This window comes from Streptomyces sp. GDS52, assembly GCF_052246875.1.
GTDB lineage: Bacteria > Actinomycetota > Actinomycetes > Streptomycetales > Streptomycetaceae > Streptomyces > Streptomyces cathayae.
The window spans coordinates 253,895-270,761 of record NZ_JBQQCR010000002.1; the positions used below are offsets into that span (position 1 = coordinate 253,895).

General features: G+C 70.9%; 12 protein-coding genes. 1 reads left to right on the top strand and 11 read right to left on the bottom strand.

Going from position 1 to position 16,867, the window contains the following annotated elements; translation table 11 throughout:
• The first annotated feature begins 112 nt into the window (after positions 1–112).
• Complete coding sequence (locus ACTWJ9_RS31680) at positions 113–2,473, top strand: AbfB domain-containing protein (RefSeq protein WP_443296065.1); 2,361 nt, start codon at positions 113–115, stop codon at positions 2,471–2,473.
• A gap of 162 nt (positions 2,474–2,635) precedes the next feature.
• On the opposite strand, the gene ACTWJ9_RS31685 is transcribed toward ACTWJ9_RS31680, so the two are convergent.
• The 11 genes from ACTWJ9_RS31685 to ACTWJ9_RS31735 form a co-directional block, all read right to left on the bottom strand.
• Complete coding sequence (locus ACTWJ9_RS31685) at positions 2,636–5,911, bottom strand: LamG-like jellyroll fold domain-containing protein (RefSeq protein ID WP_388707704.1); 3,276 nt, start codon at positions 5,909–5,911, stop codon at positions 2,636–2,638.
• A gap of 275 nt (positions 5,912–6,186) precedes the next feature.
• Positions 6,187–6,837 (bottom strand): DinB family protein, encoded by a 651-nt coding sequence (locus ACTWJ9_RS31690; RefSeq protein ID WP_279337732.1) that lies wholly within the window; start codon positions 6,835–6,837, stop codon positions 6,187–6,189.
• 291 nt (positions 6,838–7,128) lie between these two features.
• Positions 7,129–8,631, bottom strand: coding sequence for an aldehyde dehydrogenase family protein (locus ACTWJ9_RS31695; protein ID WP_388707701.1), 1,503 nt, complete (start codon positions 8,629–8,631; stop codon positions 7,129–7,131).
• Positions 8,628–9,299, bottom strand: coding sequence for an HD domain-containing protein (locus tag ACTWJ9_RS31700; protein WP_279337730.1), 672 nt, complete (start codon positions 9,297–9,299; stop codon positions 8,628–8,630). Before ACTWJ9_RS31700 ends, ACTWJ9_RS31695 begins: the two co-directional genes overlap by 4 nt.
• A gap of 12 nt (positions 9,300–9,311) precedes the next feature.
• A complete protein-coding gene (locus ACTWJ9_RS31705; RefSeq protein WP_279337729.1) occupies positions 9,312–10,580 on the bottom strand; it encodes an NAD(P)/FAD-dependent oxidoreductase in 1,269 nt (422 codons plus the stop codon).
• Positions 10,581–10,586: 6 nt separating this feature from the next.
• The gene (locus ACTWJ9_RS31710) at positions 10,587–10,907 is read right to left on the bottom strand and encodes a 2Fe-2S iron-sulfur cluster-binding protein (RefSeq protein WP_279337728.1); all 321 of its coding nucleotides are present in this window, start codon (positions 10,905–10,907) and stop codon (positions 10,587–10,589) included.
• Between the two features lie 21 nt (positions 10,908–10,928).
• Positions 10,929–11,693 (bottom strand): SDR family NAD(P)-dependent oxidoreductase, encoded by a 765-nt coding sequence (locus ACTWJ9_RS31715; protein WP_443296066.1) that lies wholly within the window; start codon positions 11,691–11,693, stop codon positions 10,929–10,931.
• A 6-nt stretch (positions 11,694–11,699) separates the two neighbouring features.
• A complete protein-coding gene (locus ACTWJ9_RS31720) occupies positions 11,700–13,520 on the bottom strand; it encodes a PEP-utilizing enzyme (RefSeq protein ID WP_443296067.1) in 1,821 nt (606 codons plus the stop codon).
• A 23-nt stretch (positions 13,521–13,543) separates the two neighbouring features.
• Positions 13,544–14,623 (bottom strand): PEP/pyruvate-binding domain-containing protein, encoded by a 1,080-nt coding sequence (locus ACTWJ9_RS31725; RefSeq protein WP_388707696.1) that lies wholly within the window; start codon positions 14,621–14,623, stop codon positions 13,544–13,546.
• Between the two features lie 3 nt (positions 14,624–14,626).
• The gene (locus tag ACTWJ9_RS31730) at positions 14,627–15,886 is read right to left on the bottom strand and encodes a cytochrome P450 (RefSeq protein WP_388707693.1); all 1,260 of its coding nucleotides are present in this window, start codon (positions 15,884–15,886) and stop codon (positions 14,627–14,629) included.
• Positions 15,887–16,016: 130 nt separating this feature from the next.
• Complete coding sequence (locus tag ACTWJ9_RS31735; RefSeq protein WP_279337722.1) at positions 16,017–16,802, bottom strand: IclR family transcriptional regulator; 786 nt, start codon at positions 16,800–16,802, stop codon at positions 16,017–16,019.
• Positions 16,803–16,867 lie beyond the last annotated feature (65 nt).

The following is a 16,867-nucleotide window of genomic DNA, read 5'->3' on the forward strand; positions in this document are numbered from 1 at the left end:
CGGCTGCCGCGTCCGGCTTTCGGGGCAGCCGGCCCCCGGTTCCCGTACGGGAGCGGGGCCGGCCGTCCCGCGCACGCGCACGTGTACCACCCCCACTCTCCGAGGAGGCACGATGCGTCGACCACCCGCACCACGTTCCCCGGTTCACGGGCCCGGACACCGGTGGTGGGTCACCACCGCGCTGTTGGTGCTGGCCCTGTTCGGCTCTGCGGCCCTCACCGGGTCCGCCCCCGCCACCGCCGCACCCCAGGCGTGGACGCCCGAACCCGCGCCGATGACCACCCCCTGGACCAGCCAGGTCCCTGTCGACACGCCCCTGCCCGAGTATCCCCGCCCCCAGCTCACCCGCCCCGACTGGGCCAACCTCAACGGCATCTGGGACTTCGCCGTCACCCCGGCGGACGCCGGCCGGCCCGCGTCGTTCACCGAGCAGATCCGGGTGCCGTTCGTGGCCGAGTCCGCCCTGTCCGGCATCCAGCGCCGGATCACACAGAACGACAAGCTCTGGTACAAGCGCACCTTCACCGTGCCGTCCGGCTGGAACGGCCGCCGCGTGCAGCTCCACTTCGGCGCCAGTGACTGGCGTACGACCGTGTGGGTCAACGACCGGCAGGCCGGCACGCCGCACAGCGGCGGCTTCGACGCGTTCTCCTACGACATCACCGACCTGCTCGGCGGCGGAACCAACACCGTCGTCGTCTCCGTGTGGGACCCCACCCAGACCGGCGGCCAGGCCGTCGGCAAGCAGCGGATCAACGACGTGACACCGCATCCGGGCGGCGGCATCTTCTACACCGCCGCGTCCGGCATCTGGCAGACGGTGTGGCTCGAACCCACGGCGCCCGCGCACATCACGCGCCTCGACATGGTTCCCGACCTGGTGAACAACCGGCTCAAGGTCACGGTGCGGGGCGCCGGGACGAACGGCCACCAGGCCCGGGTCACGGTCTCCACCGGCGGCAACGCGGTGGGCACCGCCACCGGCCCCGTCGGCAGCGAGTTCACCGTGCCGGTGCCCTCCGCCCGGCGGTGGACCCCGGACGATCCCTTCCTGTACGACGTACGGGCGGACCTGCTCTCCGGCGGCACGACGGCCGACTCCGTCGGCAGCTACACCGGGATGCGCTCCATCGGCATCGCGCGCGTCGGCGGTGTCCTGCGCCCCGTCCTCAACGGCGAGTTCGTCTTCCAGACCGGCACCCTGGACCAGGGCTACTGGCCGGACGGCGTCTACACCGCGCCCAGCGACGCCGCCCTCCGGTACGACCTGCAGAAGCACAAGGACCTCGGCTTCAACATGGTCCGCAAGCACATCAAGGTGGAGCCGCAGCGCTGGTTCCACCACGCGGACCGGCTCGGCCTGCTGGTGTGGCAGGACATGCCGTCCATGGACCTGCGCACGCCGGACGCGGCCGCCCGCACCCAGTGGGAGGCCGAGTACGACCGCGTCATCGACCAGCACCGCAGCTCGCCCTCGGTGGTGATGTGGGTCAACCAGAACGAGGGATGGGGCCAGTACGACCAGGCCCGTATGGCGAACAAGGTCAAGGCGTACGACCCGTCGCGGCTGGTGAACAACATGAGCGGCGTCAACTGCTGCGGCTCCGTCGACGGCGGCAACGGGGACGTCGTCGACCACCACGTCTACGTCGGTCCCGGCACCACGGTGCCCGACGCCGGCCGCGCGGCCGTCCTTGGCGAGTACGGCGGCCTGGGCCTGAAGGTGTCCGGTCACGAGTGGTATCCCGGCGGCGGGTTCAGCTACGAGGACCAGCCGGACGCGGCCCGCCTCGACAACCGGTTCGTCGGTCTGCTGGACGCGATCCGCGAGGTACGGCTCCCGCGGGGGCTGTCCGGCTCGGTCTACACCGAGATCACCGACGTGGAGAACGAGGCCAACGGTCTGCTCACCTACGACCGTCAGGTCGTCAAGGTGGACGAGGCACGGGTGCGGGCCGCCAACCGCGCCCTGATCGACGCGTCCCGCTCGCCGTCGGCCCCCGTCACCCTGCCGACCGGTCAGTACCGGTCCCTCGGCGTGACGACGCCGGGGCTGACGAACCGGTATGTACGGCACCGGGAGGGCGCGGTGTCCACCGAGGCCGTGGACGGCGGCAGCAGCGCGCTGCTGAAGAACGACGCCACCTGGAGGATCGTCCCCGGCCTCGCCGACGGATCCTGCTACTCCTTCGAGTCGCGGAACTATCCCGGCGAGTATCTGCGGCACCGCGAGTACCGCGTGTACAAGGAGTCCGGCAGCGGCGACCTGTTCCGGGCGGACGCCACCTTCTGCCCGGTGCGCGGCGCGAACGGGGCGGTGCGGCTGTCCGCCCACAACTTCCCCGGGCAGTACCTGCGCCACTACGACGCCCAGTTGTGGCTGGCCACTCCGGGCGGTACGCACGCCTGGGACAACCCCGCTCTGTTCACGGAGGACACCACCTGGACCGTGGCGGCGCCCTGGGCACCGTGAGCGGTGTGCGGTCCCCCGGGTGAGAGGCGGTGACGGCCGTAGGGCCGCCACCGCCTTCCCGGGCCGGCGCTCCCCGGCGTGCGGGAAGGTGCGGGTGCCGTCCGGCACCCGCACCTTCCCGCTACTGCCGGCAGGCACAGGCGACCGTGCCTGCCCGGCCGGTCACGGCTCCTCCCGGTCGTGCAGGGCCTTCACCTCCTCGGCGGTGAGGGCCCTGTCGAACGCGTGGACCTCGTCCACCGCGCCGTCCCAGAAGTCCGTGTCGGTGCCGTTCCACTGGGCACGGCCCACGGCGAGCGGCCCCGAGCCGACATAGGCGGGGCCGGCGGTGGCGGTCGCCGCCGGAACGCCGTCGACGTAGAGGTCGATCTCGCCCCGCGCGGCGTCACGCACACCGACGAGGTGGTACCAGCGGCCCGTGTCCGGCTTCGTCTCCAGCCTGGCGCGCTTCCCGTCGGGGGTACTGAAGGCGAAGGCGCCCTGCCCGTACTGCAGGTAGAAGGGGCTGGCCTGGCGCCGCCCGTCCTGACTGATCGCGGTGGCGTAGTTGCCGGGGAGCGAGTCGAGCCTGACCCAGCCGGCGACCGAGTAGCTGCCGGTGGTGTCGAGCACGGGGCCGTCGGTCTCGGCGTGCTGCCCCTGCCCGTCGAACTCGAGCGCGCTGCCGCTGACACCGGGGGTCCAGCCGGCGCCTCCGGTGAGCGTCAGGGGCTTGCCGTTGGGGCCGCCGTCCTTCGCGATCGTGCCGGTGCCCTCGTCGAGGGCCCAGTGGCCGCCGCCCTTGAGTTGCTCCCGCTCGCCCGCGGCGGCGCCGGCCGCGATCACCTTGCGGTTGGCCTCGCGCACCCGGACCGGGTCGACCTTGATCTCCCGGCGGTCGTAGGTGTAGAGGCCGTTCAGTTCGTTCTCCAGGTCGGTGATCTGTGTGTACACCGAACCGGAGAGTTCGGCGGCGGCCTGGTCGAGGTAGAACCGCTCGGTGTTCTCCACGTACTTGCGGGTCAGTGCCTCCTTGTCGGCGACGCCGCTGTAGATCACCGTCGGCGTGCCCGGCCACATGTGGCCCGGGGTGCGCAGGGTGAAGCCGCCGTGCTCGCCGTCCATGGCCGCCCGGTGGTCGGGGAAGGGCGGGTCCTCGTTGTTGTAGTCGTGGTGGTCGATGATGTCGCCCTTGCCCGAATCACCCTTGGAGTTGCAGCAGTTGACACCGCTGTGGGCGTTGACGACGCGGGAGGGGTCGGCGGCCTTCACCGACTCGGCGAGGCGGCCGCTCTCCTCGCGGTTCCACTCGCCCCAGCCCTCGTTGAAGACGATCCAGCCGATGACCGAGGGCGAGTTGTGGTGCTGGCGCATCATCGCGCGGCCCTGGTCGACGAAGGCCTTCTGTCCGGTCTCGCTGGTGAGGTTCCCGGAGACGAAGTCCTGCCAGACCAGCAGGCCGAGCTTGTCGGCGTGGTGGAACCAGCGGGCCGGCTCCACCTTGATGTGCTTGCGGACGGCGTTGAAGCCGAGCTTCTTGTGCGCCTCGAGGTCGAAGGCCAGTGCCTTGTCGCTGGGGGCGGTGTGGAGGCCGTCGGGCCAAAACCCCTGGTCGAGGGTGGCGAGGGAGAAGACGGGCTCTCCGTTGAGCACCAGCTTCCGGTAGCCGCCGACCTCCTCGATCCCGATCTCGCGCATGCCGAAGTAGCCGGTGACCTCGTCCGCCGACCGGCCGTCGGTCAGCCTGACGTCGAGGTCGTAGAGGTAGGGGTCGTCGGGGCTCCACAGGCGCTGCTTCGCCACGGGGAGCCGGAGCTCGCGGTTGGCCGGACCGCTGACCCTGCCGACGACCTTGCCGCGGGCGTCACGGGCGACGGCCTCCACCCGCGCCTTCGAGGAGGCGCTCTCGGACTCGACGGTCACCGCCAGGCTGCTGTTGCCGATGTCCGGTGTGGTGACGACGTTGTCAACGGCCCGCTCGGCGACGGGCTCCATCCAGACCGTCTGCCAGATGCCGGACGACTGGGTGTAGAAGATGCCGCTGGGACGGGTGTGCTGCTTGCCCGTCGGCTGGTCGGCGCCGCCGGTGTCGGTGACCGCGACCACGACCTCCTGCGCCCCTCTGCCCTTGAGCGCGTCGGTGATGTCGGCGCTGAACGCGGTGTAGCCGCCGGTGTGTTCGGCGACCTTCCGGCCGTTGACCCAGACGCGGGCCTGGTAGTCCACGGCGCCGAAGTGGAGCTTCAGCCGCTTGCCCTCACCGACCTTCCAGCTCTTCGGCACCTCGACGAGCTTGCGGTAGAACATGTGGTCCTCGTGCCGCTCGAGCCCGGACAGCTGGGACTCGACGGGGAACGGCACGGTGATCCTCTCGTCCAGGTTCTTGCCGAAGACCGGCTGCTCGCCCGCCTCGGCGCCACTGAACTGCCAGGTCCCGTTGAGGTTCTTCCACTGGGACCGCACCTGCTGCGGACGGGGGTACTCCGGCAGCGGGTTCTTCCTGTCCAGCGTGTCGCCCCACTTGGTGGTGAGACGGTGCTCGGAGGTGTTCGTCGCGTAGCGGACGATCCGGGGGACGGTCTTGCCGCCGGCCGTCAGGCCGCCCTCGCCGTCGTAGGTGAACCGGACCTGCTGGTTCTTCTGGATCGGCTTCGCGAGCGTGACGAGGAGGGAGCTGCGGTCGCCGGGTACCGCCTTCGCCGACGTGACCGGCATGGCGGTGGTGTCGGCCTCGATCTTCAGGTGCTCCGCGACCTCGGCGAGGTCCCCGACCCGGTCCTCGAAGCGGGCGCGCAGCCGCTTCCCGTCCGCGGCGACCGACAGGTCCACCGGGAAGACCTCGAAGCCGGCGGGCGGTGTGAACGCCGACTCGGGGACGAGTTGTTTGGGCGTCGTCGGGCTCGACCAGCGCAGGAACATGTTCGACCCGCCGAAGTCCTGGAACATCTCCAGCCGGAAGGTGAGCCGTTCACCGGCGGTGAGCCTGACCGGCTCGCTGGTCTGTTCCCTGTCCCAGTCCGGTTCCCAGTGGTCGATGACCGGCTTGTCGTCGATGAAGAGCCGGAATCCGTTGTCCCCGATGGCGTGGAACGTGTAGTCGTCGGTCTTCGGCGCCTCGATCTGCCCCGTCCAGCGGGCGGTCGTGTGCTCCGTCCTCCCGGTCAGCTCCTCGAACGTACTCGTCAGGCCGGAGAAGTTGATCTGCGACTCCAGGAGGGTGCCGCCGAGCACGGCGAAATCCCGTGCTCCCGGCGCCGACATGCTGAAGTACTCGCCCTTCAGGCCGTGTGGCTCGACGGCGGCATCGGCCGCCGCACCGGCGGTACGCGCGGACGTGCCGGTGCTCACGGGCTCCGCCGCCGCCGCGGCGGGGACTGCCGCGCCCGTGGGCAGGAGCAGGGCCGCGGCGGTCAGCAGAGCCCACCACCGGGCTCTCGGGCGGGTGTGTTGTCTTGTCATCGAACCTTTCCTCGCGCAGGGGGCATGGGGACAGGACGAAACGGGACCGCGTCAGGTCGACGGCCGGGCGGGCAGGGGGTGTTCACCGGCGGCCCACGCGGAACCACCGGTACGGCACGGCACCGGAGCCGGAGCCGCGACGGCCGGACGCTATTCCAACGTTGGAAATTCACTGTGCAGCGGAATGACAACACGTCGGCAGTCGGCTGTCCAGACCTTCCGCACAGCCGACTGCCCGTCAAGATCCGTGCCGCCGCGAGGATTTGTCGGGCTTGCTACGCCTCGGTCGGCCGGCGGCTGTCCGCCTCCCTCGCCGCGTGCTCCAGCCGGGCCCGGTGGGCCTCCCACCAGGCCGCGTCACCGGACGGCAGATCGCTCGCCCTCTTCCCCCAGCCGACGGCCCCGTCGATGAGCTCCCGCACGATGTCCGCATGGCCGGCGTGCCGGTGGGTGTCGGCGATCACCCGCACCAGGAGGTGGTGCAGCGTGGCCTCCCTCCGCTCCTTCGGCCACCACGGCACATGACCGACGGTGTCGAGCGGGAGCGCGGCGAACGTACTGTCCGCGTGCTCCCACGCCCGGTGGTAGAGCCCGACGATCTCCTCGCGTGACTCGTCCGCGGTGGCCCACATGTCCGCGTTGGGTTCGGCGTCCTGCGTGTACCACCAGGACGGCGGATCCTTCCGGAAGAAGGGCCGGCCGAACACGTCGCCGAAGTACCCCAGTTCCACTCCGGCGGCGTGCTTGACCAGCCCCAGCAGGTTGGTGCCGGTGGGTGTCAGCGGGCGGCGGACGTCGTACTCCGAGAGCCCCTCGAGCTTCCACACCAGGGCTTCCCTGGCGTCCTGCAGATATCGGGTCAGGTCCGCTTTCGGGTCCTGTTCCAGGTCGGGGTTCGGGTTCAGGTTCGATTCCGGGTTCGTCATGCCCCGCAGTCTCGCACCGGGCACTGACAGCCGGGCGCCGCACGACGGCCGGCGTCGAGGGCGCCCAGGGGTCATCGTCCGAGGACGGAGGAGAACGCGGTACGGATGTCGGGCTTCGAGGGAGTGACGTACTTGTCCGAGGGGGTGACGCCGTAGCTGAACAGCCCTCAACCGGCTTTCGGGGAAATCCAGTTGCCCCAGGCGCCCCCTTCACCGCCTCCTTCTCCAGTGGGATGCCGTCGCGGTCGCCGCTCGTCGCGGGCCGTGCCGGCCGGCGGGCCTGCCGGGGGGTCAGCCGGTACGGCGGTGGATCGACTTGAAGGTGACGTACTGGGACAGGCCCTCGATCCCGTACTCGACACCCAGCCCCGAGTCGTGCCGCCCGCCGAAGGGGGCGTTGTGGTTGGAGCCGAAGAAGTTCACGCCGACGGATCCGGTGTCCATGCGTTCGGCGACCGCCTGCGCGGCCTCGCGGTCGGCGGAGAACACCACGCCGCCCAGCCCGAACGACGTGTCGTTGGCGAGGGCGACCGCCTCGTCGACGTCGTCGTAGCGCAGGACGCTCACCACCGGCCCGAAGACCTCCTCGCGCGCGATCCGCATGCCGGGGGTGACGTCGGCGAAAACCGTCGGCTCGATGAACCAGCCCCGCTCCGTGTCGGCGGGGCGTCCGCCGACGGTCGCTCGCGCCCCTTCCTCGTGGGCCGACTCGAGGTGGTCGCACACCGCCTCGTACTGCGCCCGCGAGGCCATGGGTCCGAACACGGTGCGCTCGTCGAAGGGGTCGCCCTGCGGGGCGGCCCCGACCGTGCGGGTGACCATGTCGACCACCTGCTCGTAGCGCTCCGAGGGGGCCAGGATGCGGGTGGAGACGTAGCAGGTCTGCCCGGTGTTGCGCAGACAGGTGCGGATCAGCGCCGCGGACATCTGCTCGAGGTCCGCGTCGGGGAGCACGATCGCCGAGGACTTGCCGCCGAGTTCGAGGGTGACCGGTCGCAGCAGTTCGCCGCACGCGGCCGCGATCCGGCGGCCGACCGGGGTCGACCCGGTGAAGGCGACCTTGGCCGTGAGCGGGTGGCGCACCAGCCGGTCGCCGGCCTCACCGCCGCCGGTGACCAGGTTGACCACCCCGGGCGGGAGACCGGCGGCCTCGCACGCCTCGACCACGAACCGGATCGACAGCGATGTGCCGGGCGCGGGTTTCATGACGACCGTGCAGCCTGCGAGCAGGGCCGGCGCCAGCTTGACCACCATGAGGTTGATCGGGAAGTTCCAGGGCGCGATCAGCACGCACGGGCCCACCGGGTCCCTGCGTACGACGGTCTCGGCGCCCCCCGCCGGGAACGGCCGTACGTCCTCGTCCTCGAGCCAGGACGCCAGTCCGGCGACGTGCCGCAGGATGCCCGCCGCGTTCGCGGCGGCGCCGCGGGTCTCGCTGATCGGTGAGCCGTTCTCCAGGGTGTTGGTCAGCGCCGTGTCGGCGGCGCGGGCCTCGACCTCGTCGGCGATCCGCAGCAGCAGTGCGGCCCGCTGCGACGGCGTGGTCCGCGGCCACGGGCCGGTGCGAAAGGCCCGGTCGGCGGCGGACAGCGCGGCGTCGACGTCGTCGGCCGAGCAGTCCGGGACCGATCCCCACTCCCGGCCGGTGGCCGGATCGACCAACGGCAGCCGGGCAGCGGCGGTCGAGCGGATCCAGGCGCCGTCGGCGTAGAGATCGTCCACATGGGTCCAGCGGGGCTCCGGCCGGGTGGGCGCCGTCCGTCCGGTCGCCGGCCTGGCATCGGTGGCGCTCATCGGATCACGGCCGTCTTGAGCAGGGCGCGCGAGCGGTTGAGGGTGGCGGTGGCCATGGCGACGGCCGGGGCGGTGAGCAGTTCGGGAATGATCTCCGTCTCGAGCCGGTCGCTGTAGGCCGCGGGGTCCATGCGGAACCAGCCGGAGGCCAGCGCGATCCCGGCGGGGTCGAAGCGCCACAGCCGGTCGGCGTCGCGGACCAGCGCGTCCTCCAGCGAGTACGCCTCCTTGCGGGTGTCGTGCCCGTCGATGATGTCGCAGACCTGCTGGACGAACGTGTCGTCGTAGCCGAGTGGGGGCAGCACCTCACGGGCGATCGCGCAGCCCTGCCTCTCGTGCTCGAACCGGATCTCGGCCTTGCGCCAGTCGCCGGAGAAGCCCTCGGAGAGGATGCGCTCCTCGTCGACCCTCCCCCACCCGGTGTCGTGCAGCTGGATCGCCACGCGCACCAGCAGCCGGTCGGCGTGGGGGAAGGAGTCGCACAGCCGCTCGGCATAGGCCAGCGAGATCGGCAGGTGGATGTCGTTGGCGCGGGTGCGGGTCTCGGGGACGACCGCCTTCCATATGGGGTCGAGATCGTCGCCGGGGGCCGGGGTCAACGAGATGGGTGAGGTGTCGACCGGTCCGGGCGCCGGTACGGGGCGCTCGGGGGGCAGCGCGGTGGGCATGGGGTTCCCTTCTCAGTCGGCCGCGACCAGGGCGGCCGGGTCGACGGTCACGGACTTGAGCTGGACGGACGGGTCTGCGGCGGCGTCGTGGGGGATGGACAGGCCCTTGGCCAGCGCGCCCCGGACCGCCATGAAGTCCAGCGGGTGGTTGACGCAGTCGGCGGCGAGGATGCGATCACCGCGGTAGTAGAGGACCGAGTGCTTTCCCCGCTCCGGGTCGGCGCGGACCAGCGTGCGGTCGTACCCGGTGGACAGCCCCGCGATCTGGAGCTTGATGTCTCCCTGGTTGGACCAGAACCACGGGATGCCCGCGTACTCCTCGCGGCGGCCGGTGATGGCGTAGGCCGCCACCTTGGCCTGTTCGACGGCGTTGTTGACGCTCTCGAAGCGCACCCGGTCGCCGGCGGGGGCGCCGGGGACGGGGTTGGGCAGGTTCGCGCAGTCGCCGACGGCGACGGTGACCCCGTCGGAGGCGAGGGCGGACTCGTCGACCCGCACACCGTTGTCGCACACCAGGCCGATCGATTCGGCCAGTTCGGTGTGGGGGATGACGCCGACGCCGACCAGCACCAGGTCGGCGGGGACCGTCCGGCCGTCGGCGAGTTCGACGCCGCCGACCCGGTCGCCGCGGGGCACGATGCGGCGGACCGAGGCGCCGAGCACGATGTCCATGCCGGTGGCCCGGTGGTGGTCGAGGAGGTACGCCGAGGTCTCCTCGCCGACGGCCCGCGGCACCAGCCGGGGCGCCGCCTCGAGCAGGGTGACCGAGCGGCCCATCCTGGTCAGGGAGGCGGCCGCCTCGATGCCGATGAAGCCGCCGCCGATCACGACCACGTCGCGTACGTCGGGTATCCGGGCCTTGAGTTCGAGGGCGTCGTCGGCGTTGCGGAGGTAGAGGACGCCGGGCAGGTCGACGCCGTCGAGCAGCAGCCGCCGGGCCCGCGCGCCGACGGCCAGCGCCAGCCGGTCGAAGGGGAAGTCGGCGCCCGACATGGAGTGGGCGACGCCCGAGCCGTCGTCGTTCTTGTCGATGCGGATGATGCGTTCGTTCTTCACCACGTCGATGCGGTGTTCGTCCCAGTACTCCTGGGTGCGGAACATCAGCGACTCGTTGGTGATCTCCCCCTGCAGCCATTCCTTCGACAGGGCGGGCCGCTGGTAGGGGCGGTGGTTCTCGTCGCCGAGCAGGGTGATCGGGTCGTCGTACCCGAGCGCGCGCAGGGAGGTGGCGAGCGAGACGCCGGCCTGCGAGGAGCCGATGATCAGCAGTCCGTCAGCCATGGTCGTTCACACCTGGGTGGTCGGGGTGGTCACGTGCAGGTCGCAGCCGTCGGTGACCTTGAGCTGGCAGGAGAGACGGGAGTTGTCCTGACGGTCCTCGGCGGCGCCCCAGAGCATCTCGTCCTCCATCTCCTCCATCGGCGGGAGCGAGTCGAGGGCGTCCTGGTCGACGTACACGTGGCAGGTGGCGCAGGACAGGGAGCCGCCGCACTCGGCGACGATGCCGGGGACGCCGTTGCGGACCGCGGTCTCCATGACCGAGTCGCCGACGTTGGCCGCCACCGTGCGGGACGCGCCGGTGTGGTCGGTATAGGTGACCTGGGGCATGACTTTCCTCCTGGTTCGAGGTCAGATGAACTGGCGGCCGCCGTCGACGACCAGGGTCTGGCCGGTGACGAAGTCGCTGTCGGGGCCGGCGAGGTAGAGCGCGGCGCCGACGATGTCCTCGGGCCGGCTGGCCCGCCGCAGGGAGCCGCGGTCGACGCCGTAGGACTCGGCGTGCTCGAGCAGGCCGCGGCTCGCCTCGGTGAGGGTGAAGCCCGGCGCGATCGCGTTGACGGTGATCGAGCGGCGGCCGAGTTCCTTGGCCATCACCCGGGTGAGCGCGATGACGCCGCCCTTGGAGGCGACGTAGTGCGCCCAGTTCTCCGAGCCGCTGTAGACGGTGGCCGAGGAGAGGTTGACGACCCGGCCGCCTTCGGGCAGGTGCGGGCTGACGGCGCGGGTCATCAGCCACGGCCCCTTGAGGTTGACCGCCATCACGAGGTCCCATTCCGCGGGGTCGATGTCCTCGAGCGGCGAGCGGGTGACGGTGCCGTACACGGCCGCGTTGTTGACGAGGACGTCGATCCGGCCGCCGCCGAAGTCCGCGACCCGGGCGGCGAGTTCCTCGGTGGAGTCGGTGTCCGTGACGTCGACGCGCCCGTGCCAGGCGTCGGCCCCGGTGTTCTGGACCTGGCGGGCCGTCTCCTTGACGCCGTCGATGTCGAGGTCGGCGACGGCGACGCGGTAGCCACGGCCGGCGAAGCCGAGGGCGAAGGCCCGGCCCAGGCCGCCCGCGGCACCGGTCACGAGGACGGTGCGGGCGGACGCCTGAGGGTGAGGGAGCGACATGGTGGCTCAGCTCTCCAGGATCTCGACACGGCCGGCGGTGCCGTCGACGCGGATACGCTGGCCGGTGCGGATGGTGGTCGAGGCCGAGCCGGTGCCGGTCACGGCGGGCAGGCCGTACTCGCGGCAGACGATGGCGGCGTGGCTCATCATGCCGCCGATGTCGGTGACGGTCGCCTTGATCTTGCCGAAGATCGGGCCCCAGGACGGCGCGGTGATCGTGGCCACGAGGATCTCGCCGTCCTGGATCTCACCGAGCTGGTCGGCGGAGGTGATCAGGCGGGCCGTTCCCTCGACCACGCCCGGCGAGGCGGCCATGCCGGTGATGGCACCGTCGTCACCGCCCTCGTCCCCGGCCAGCCACTGCTGTACCTGGTCGGTGGTGATGCCGTAGAGCATCATCGTGAAGGGCTCGGTGATCTGGGCGGGCGGGGTGTTGAGCGCCGGCTGCGGACGGCGGGTGGAGAGCGCGTCGATGATGCCGCGGCGCCGCTCGATCTCGGCCGGCCAGTAGTGCGGTCCGGCCGACTCGGCGCCGACCGCCCAGCCGGTGACGAGGTCGAAGAGCGCGTCGCGCACCTCGTTGCGGTTGAGGTAGAGCATGTCGGCGGGCTCGGCCCAGAAGCCGGCGTCGGTGAACACGCGGGCGAGCTCGCGGACCTTGCGCCAGAAGACGCCCATGGTCCAGTGCTCGATGTAGAAGTTGTGGTTCTCGACGTAGGGGTAGGCGGTGGCGGCGAGACCGCGCTTGGCGTCGAACTGCTCCTGCGCCTCCCCCTGGAGCAGGTCGCGGTACTCCCCGACGATCCGCTCCTTCTCGGCGATCAGCGCGTCGACGGGCCGCATGATGTCCTGCCCCTCGTCGACGCGCCGGATGTAGTCCTTGATGTAGCCGAGCGGGATCTCCTGGTGCTCCAGCCAGTACTTGTCGTGGCCGTAGAAGCCGTTGCCTACGGTGAAGTTGAACCACGGGTCCTGCGCGGCCTCGTACGCCGCGAGCCACTCCTCGCCCCCCGCGTCGCGGACCGTCCGCAGGGTGCCCTCGACGTCGTCGGGGTCGGCGAACGCCGTCTGGAGCTTCATCTCCACGGCCTTGACGGCGAGCTTCTTCAACTCGTCGTCGGGCCGGAACAGTTCCATGTCGACGCCCTGCACCATCTTCGCGATGGCCTGGTCGGGGATGCCGGGGAACACTTCCTTGCAGTAGCCGAAGAAGTCGAGGTAGGCGAGGTATCCGAGGTTGAGGAACTCGAAGTGGTACTGCCAGTTGCGGTAGAGCAGGGCGATCAGGCGGTCGTAGTTCTCCATCAGCACCTGGGAGCCGTCCATGGCCTTGCCGGAGACGATGTCGTCGAACGGCACGGCGTCGGGCAGCGCGGTGAACCCGAGTTCCTCCATCTCGTCGATCGTGGCGCGGACCTTGGAGTGCCAGGCCTCCAGCAGGCTGTCCCAGTTCTGGAAGTAGTGGCCGGCGCGGCGTTCGAACTCCGGTACGCGGGCGGCGATCTCGCCCTCCGGCACCGGCACCGGGCTCATGTACAGATAGCCGAGGTGGATCTTGAACTCGATGCCGTTCGCCGGCGGGATCAGCAGGTGGCGGGTGTTGTACTGGCCGAGACACTTGACCGCGAACTCACCGCCGATGGTCTCGAACGGCTTGAACACCGTGGGCCAGTGCTGGCTGTCGCAGAACCAGAACTTCTCGTCGCCGCCGGGGGCGTTGTCGAAGACGAGGTGGTAGGGGTAGAGCTTCTCCCACCCCTCCGCACCGGCGGGCACCTCGATCTCCGAGGGCTTCGGGAAAGACTTCATCGTCTGTTCGATGGTCATGCGGGTTCCTCTGCGGTTCGGGCTCAGCGGCCAATGAGGGAGGAGGTGAGACCGGTCATGGAGAAGCCGGCCGGGCCCGAGGCCCTGGGAGCGGCCGGGGCGGCCGGGGCGGCCGGAGCAGCGGAGTGCACCGTCTCCGGGCGGGACTGCAGGAGCAGGAGGTTCTCGCCGCCGGGCAGGTCGGCGTCGAGTGCCCACTCGACGTCCTGCGGGCAGCCGTAGTGCTTCTCGGCCCGCTTGGCCAGGGCCGCGACGGCGAGCAGTTCGTCGTCGGTCAGACAGCGCACCGCGCGGCGGTCCGGCTCGACCTCGCGTTCGACGAGCGAGCCGGTCCGCGGGTCGGGGACGAGTTCGGCGTGCTTGTCGCCGAGGTGCTCGCCGACCACGGTGAGCATGACCTTGTCGAGCAGGATGTTGTCGGGGGTGACCTGTCCGGAGACCACCATCTCGCCGACCCCCCACGAGGCGTCGATCACGATCTTGGAGCGGTCGCCGTTGACGGGGTCGAGGGTCATCGCGACGCCCGAGGAGCGGGCGTTGACCATCTTCTGCACCGCGACGGCCATCGACAGGTCCTGCTCGGGGATGTTGTTGCGCAGCCGGTAGGTGATCGCCCTGCTGGTGTAGAGCGAGGCCCAGCACCGTCGCACGTGTTCCCGCACGGCGGGGTAGCCGGTGAGCCAGAGGTAGGTGTCCTGCTGGCCGGCGAAGCTGGCGTCGGGGAGGTCCTCGGCGGTCGCGGACGAGCGGACCGCGACCGGCACCTCCTCGGGGAACCGCGCCATCAGGGTGTCGTAGGCGCCTTGCAGCATGCCGTGCATGTCGTCGGGGACGTCCCGGGACTCGATCGCGGCCCGGATCCTCGCCGACACCCGGTCGACGCACGCGACGTCGTCGGGGTCGATCTCGGCGAGGGCGGCCTGGATCTCCTCGCGCAGGCCGCTGCCGTCGACGAAGCGGTCGAAGGCGACCGTGGTCACGGCGAAGCCGGGCGGTACGGGCATGCCGGCGGTGGTCATGGAGACCAGCGAGGCGCACTTGCCGCCGAGCAGCGCCAGTGTCGGCGCGTGGCCGCTGTCGAAGAAGACGATGGAGTCGTTCACGGGTCAGTCCTCCCAAGTCACCCTGACCGCGGCGGGCGCGCGGAAGGAGAGGTTGTCACCGAAGTGGATGTCGGAGTCGTCGGCCAGGCGGAGGCCGGGGGCGAGGCGGGCGGTCTCCTCGAGCGTGATCTTCGCCTGGAGCTTGGCCAGCATGTTGCCGAGGCAGTAGTGGATGCCGAATCCGAAGGACAGGTGCTCACGGGCGTTGGCCCGGCCGATGTCGAAGGACTCGGCGTCCTCGAAGCGGGACGCGTCGCGGTTGGCCGAACCCATCAGCAGCAGGATGTCGGCGCCCTTCGGGACCGCCACACCGCCGATCTCGGCGTCGCGCAGGGCCTTTCGGCGCCAGCCGACGATGGAGGGGCTGTAGCGCAGCACCTCGTCGACCGCGCCGGGGATGCGACGGGGGTCCTCGACGGTCCGACGCCACTGCTCGGGGTGGGAGAGCAGCACCCGCAGGGCGTTGGAGATCAGTGTGGTGGTGGTCTCGTGCCCGGCGAAGAGCAGTGAGTAGCAGACCGAGGCGATCTCGTGGTCGCTGATCGGGTCGCCCTCCGCCTGCATCCGGACCATGTCGCCGACCAGGCTGTCCCGCCCGGTCTCGTGGGCCTCGGCGACCAGCCGGCGGCATTCCGCCCAGTACTCGACGAGGTTGTGGGCGTGCGGCACCTGTTCCTCGTCGGAGAGGTCTCCCCAGGTCATGGCCGAGCGGGAGTCCGACCAGCGCTTGAAGGTGTCGATCTGCGAGACGTCGGCGCCGATCAGGGTGAGGATCGTGATCGTCGGTACGTCGTAGGCCAGGTCCCGGACCAGGTCGCCGTGGCGCTCGGGGCGGGCCAGCATCGCTTCGAGCAGCCGTACGACGTTGGCGCGGATTTCGGGTTCGAGCACCTTGAACCGGCGCGGGGTGAACGCCTTGGCGGCGACCTTGCGGATCCGGGTGTGCTCCGGGGGGACCCGGGCGGAGAGGCCGGAGTAGGCGGTGAAGCCGCCCTCCTCCATGATCTGCTTCGCCTGCGGACCGCGCTCACGCACCGGCGCCTGGGCGTTCTCGGAGGAGAAGGTCTCCCAGTCCTCGAAAACGGCCTTGATGTCGTCGTAGCGGCTCACCACCCAGTAGCCGATCCGCTCGTCGTACATCACCGGCTCCTCCGCGCGGAGGGCGGCGTACGACGGGAACGGGTCGTCCTGGGCGAACGGCTCGTAGCCGTGATGGATCGGACAGCCCGGAGCCGTGCCGGCCGGGGTCTGGGTCGACGTCATCCCGCCTCCTGTTCATCACGTCGCCGTGTGACGACCACCTCATCGTGGCCCCGGGCACCTGGAAGGTCCATGTGTGACTTCCGTTGGACGGAAGTGGTTCGCGCGCCGCACCGAGGCGGCCCGCGCAAGGTCAGGAGCGTCCGCGGCCCGGCCGTCGCGGGATGCGGGCGAGGCTGGGCTGGGGGCGGACGGCGGCCGCCTCGATGCGGCGCGCGATGCCTCGCAGGGCCGGCAGGTGGCGGGTCATGGTGCTTCCGTCGCTCGACAGCATGACCAGGCCGATGGCGGCCGGGTGGGGTTCGATGCGGACCGGGACGGCGATCGAGCACGATCCGGCGCGCACCTCCTCCTGGGTGGTCGCGTAGCCCTCGTCGCGGACCCTGCGCAGCTCCGCGGCCAGCCGTCCGGGGTTGACGTGGGTGTGCCGGGTGGCCGCCTCGAGCCGGTGGTCGAGGTACGCGGCGCGCACCCACTCCTCCTCGTAGGCCAGCAGCACCTTGCCGACCGCGGTGGCGTGCAGCGGCAGACGGCCGCCGACGCGGGAGGCGCGGGGGACCCGGGTGGAGCCGTAGATCCGGTCGATGTAGAGGGCCTCGTCGCCGTCCCTGATCGCGATGTGCGCGGTCTCGTGGGTGAGGGAGAACAGGTCCTGGAGGTAGGGCCGCGCGGTGTCGCGCAGATGGCGGCCGGCGTTCTGGGCGACCTCCCACAGCCGCAGACCCACGGTGTAGCGGCCCTGCTCGTCACGTTCCAGCGCGCCCCACTCGACGAGTTCCCTCACGAGACGGTGCGCGGTGGGCAGGGGCAGGCCGGCGTGCTCGGCGAGGTCGCTCAGGGACTGCGCGTTGGGACCGCTCTCGAAGGCGCTGAGCAGTGCGAACGCCTTCGAGGTCACCGTGCGGCCGTCACCGCGCATGGGACCTCCAGAGATCGTCGAAATGCCATCGTCGCGCACGGTGGGTGGCTCGTCGAGCACGTGGG

Coding starts and splice junctions, on each gene's coding strand:
- ACTWJ9_RS31680 (WP_443296065.1), top strand. CDS start 113: ATGCGTCGACCACCCGCACCACGTTCCCCGGTTCACGGGCCCGGACAC.
- ACTWJ9_RS31685 (WP_388707704.1), bottom strand. CDS start 5,911: ATGACAAGACAACACACCCGCCCGAGAGCCCGGTGGTGGGCTCTGCTG.
- ACTWJ9_RS31690 (WP_279337732.1), bottom strand. CDS start 6,837: ATGACGAACCCGGAATCGAACCTGAACCCGAACCCCGACCTGGAACAG.
- ACTWJ9_RS31695 (WP_388707701.1), bottom strand. CDS start 8,631: ATGAGCGCCACCGATGCCAGGCCGGCGACCGGACGGACGGCGCCCACC.
- ACTWJ9_RS31700 (WP_279337730.1), bottom strand. CDS start 9,299: ATGCCCACCGCGCTGCCCCCCGAGCGCCCCGTACCGGCGCCCGGACCG.
- ACTWJ9_RS31705 (WP_279337729.1), bottom strand. CDS start 10,580: ATGGCTGACGGACTGCTGATCATCGGCTCCTCGCAGGCCGGCGTCTCG.
- ACTWJ9_RS31710 (WP_279337728.1), bottom strand. CDS start 10,907: ATGCCCCAGGTCACCTATACCGACCACACCGGCGCGTCCCGCACGGTG.
- ACTWJ9_RS31715 (WP_443296066.1), bottom strand. CDS start 11,693: ATGTCGCTCCCTCACCCTCAGGCGTCCGCCCGCACCGTCCTCGTGACC.
- ACTWJ9_RS31720 (WP_443296067.1), bottom strand. CDS start 13,520: ATGACCATCGAACAGACGATGAAGTCTTTCCCGAAGCCCTCGGAGATC.
- ACTWJ9_RS31730 (WP_388707693.1), bottom strand. CDS start 15,886: ATGACGTCGACCCAGACCCCGGCCGGCACGGCTCCGGGCTGTCCGATC.
- ACTWJ9_RS31735 (WP_279337722.1), bottom strand. CDS start 16,802: ATGCGCGGTGACGGCCGCACGGTGACCTCGAAGGCGTTCGCACTGCTC.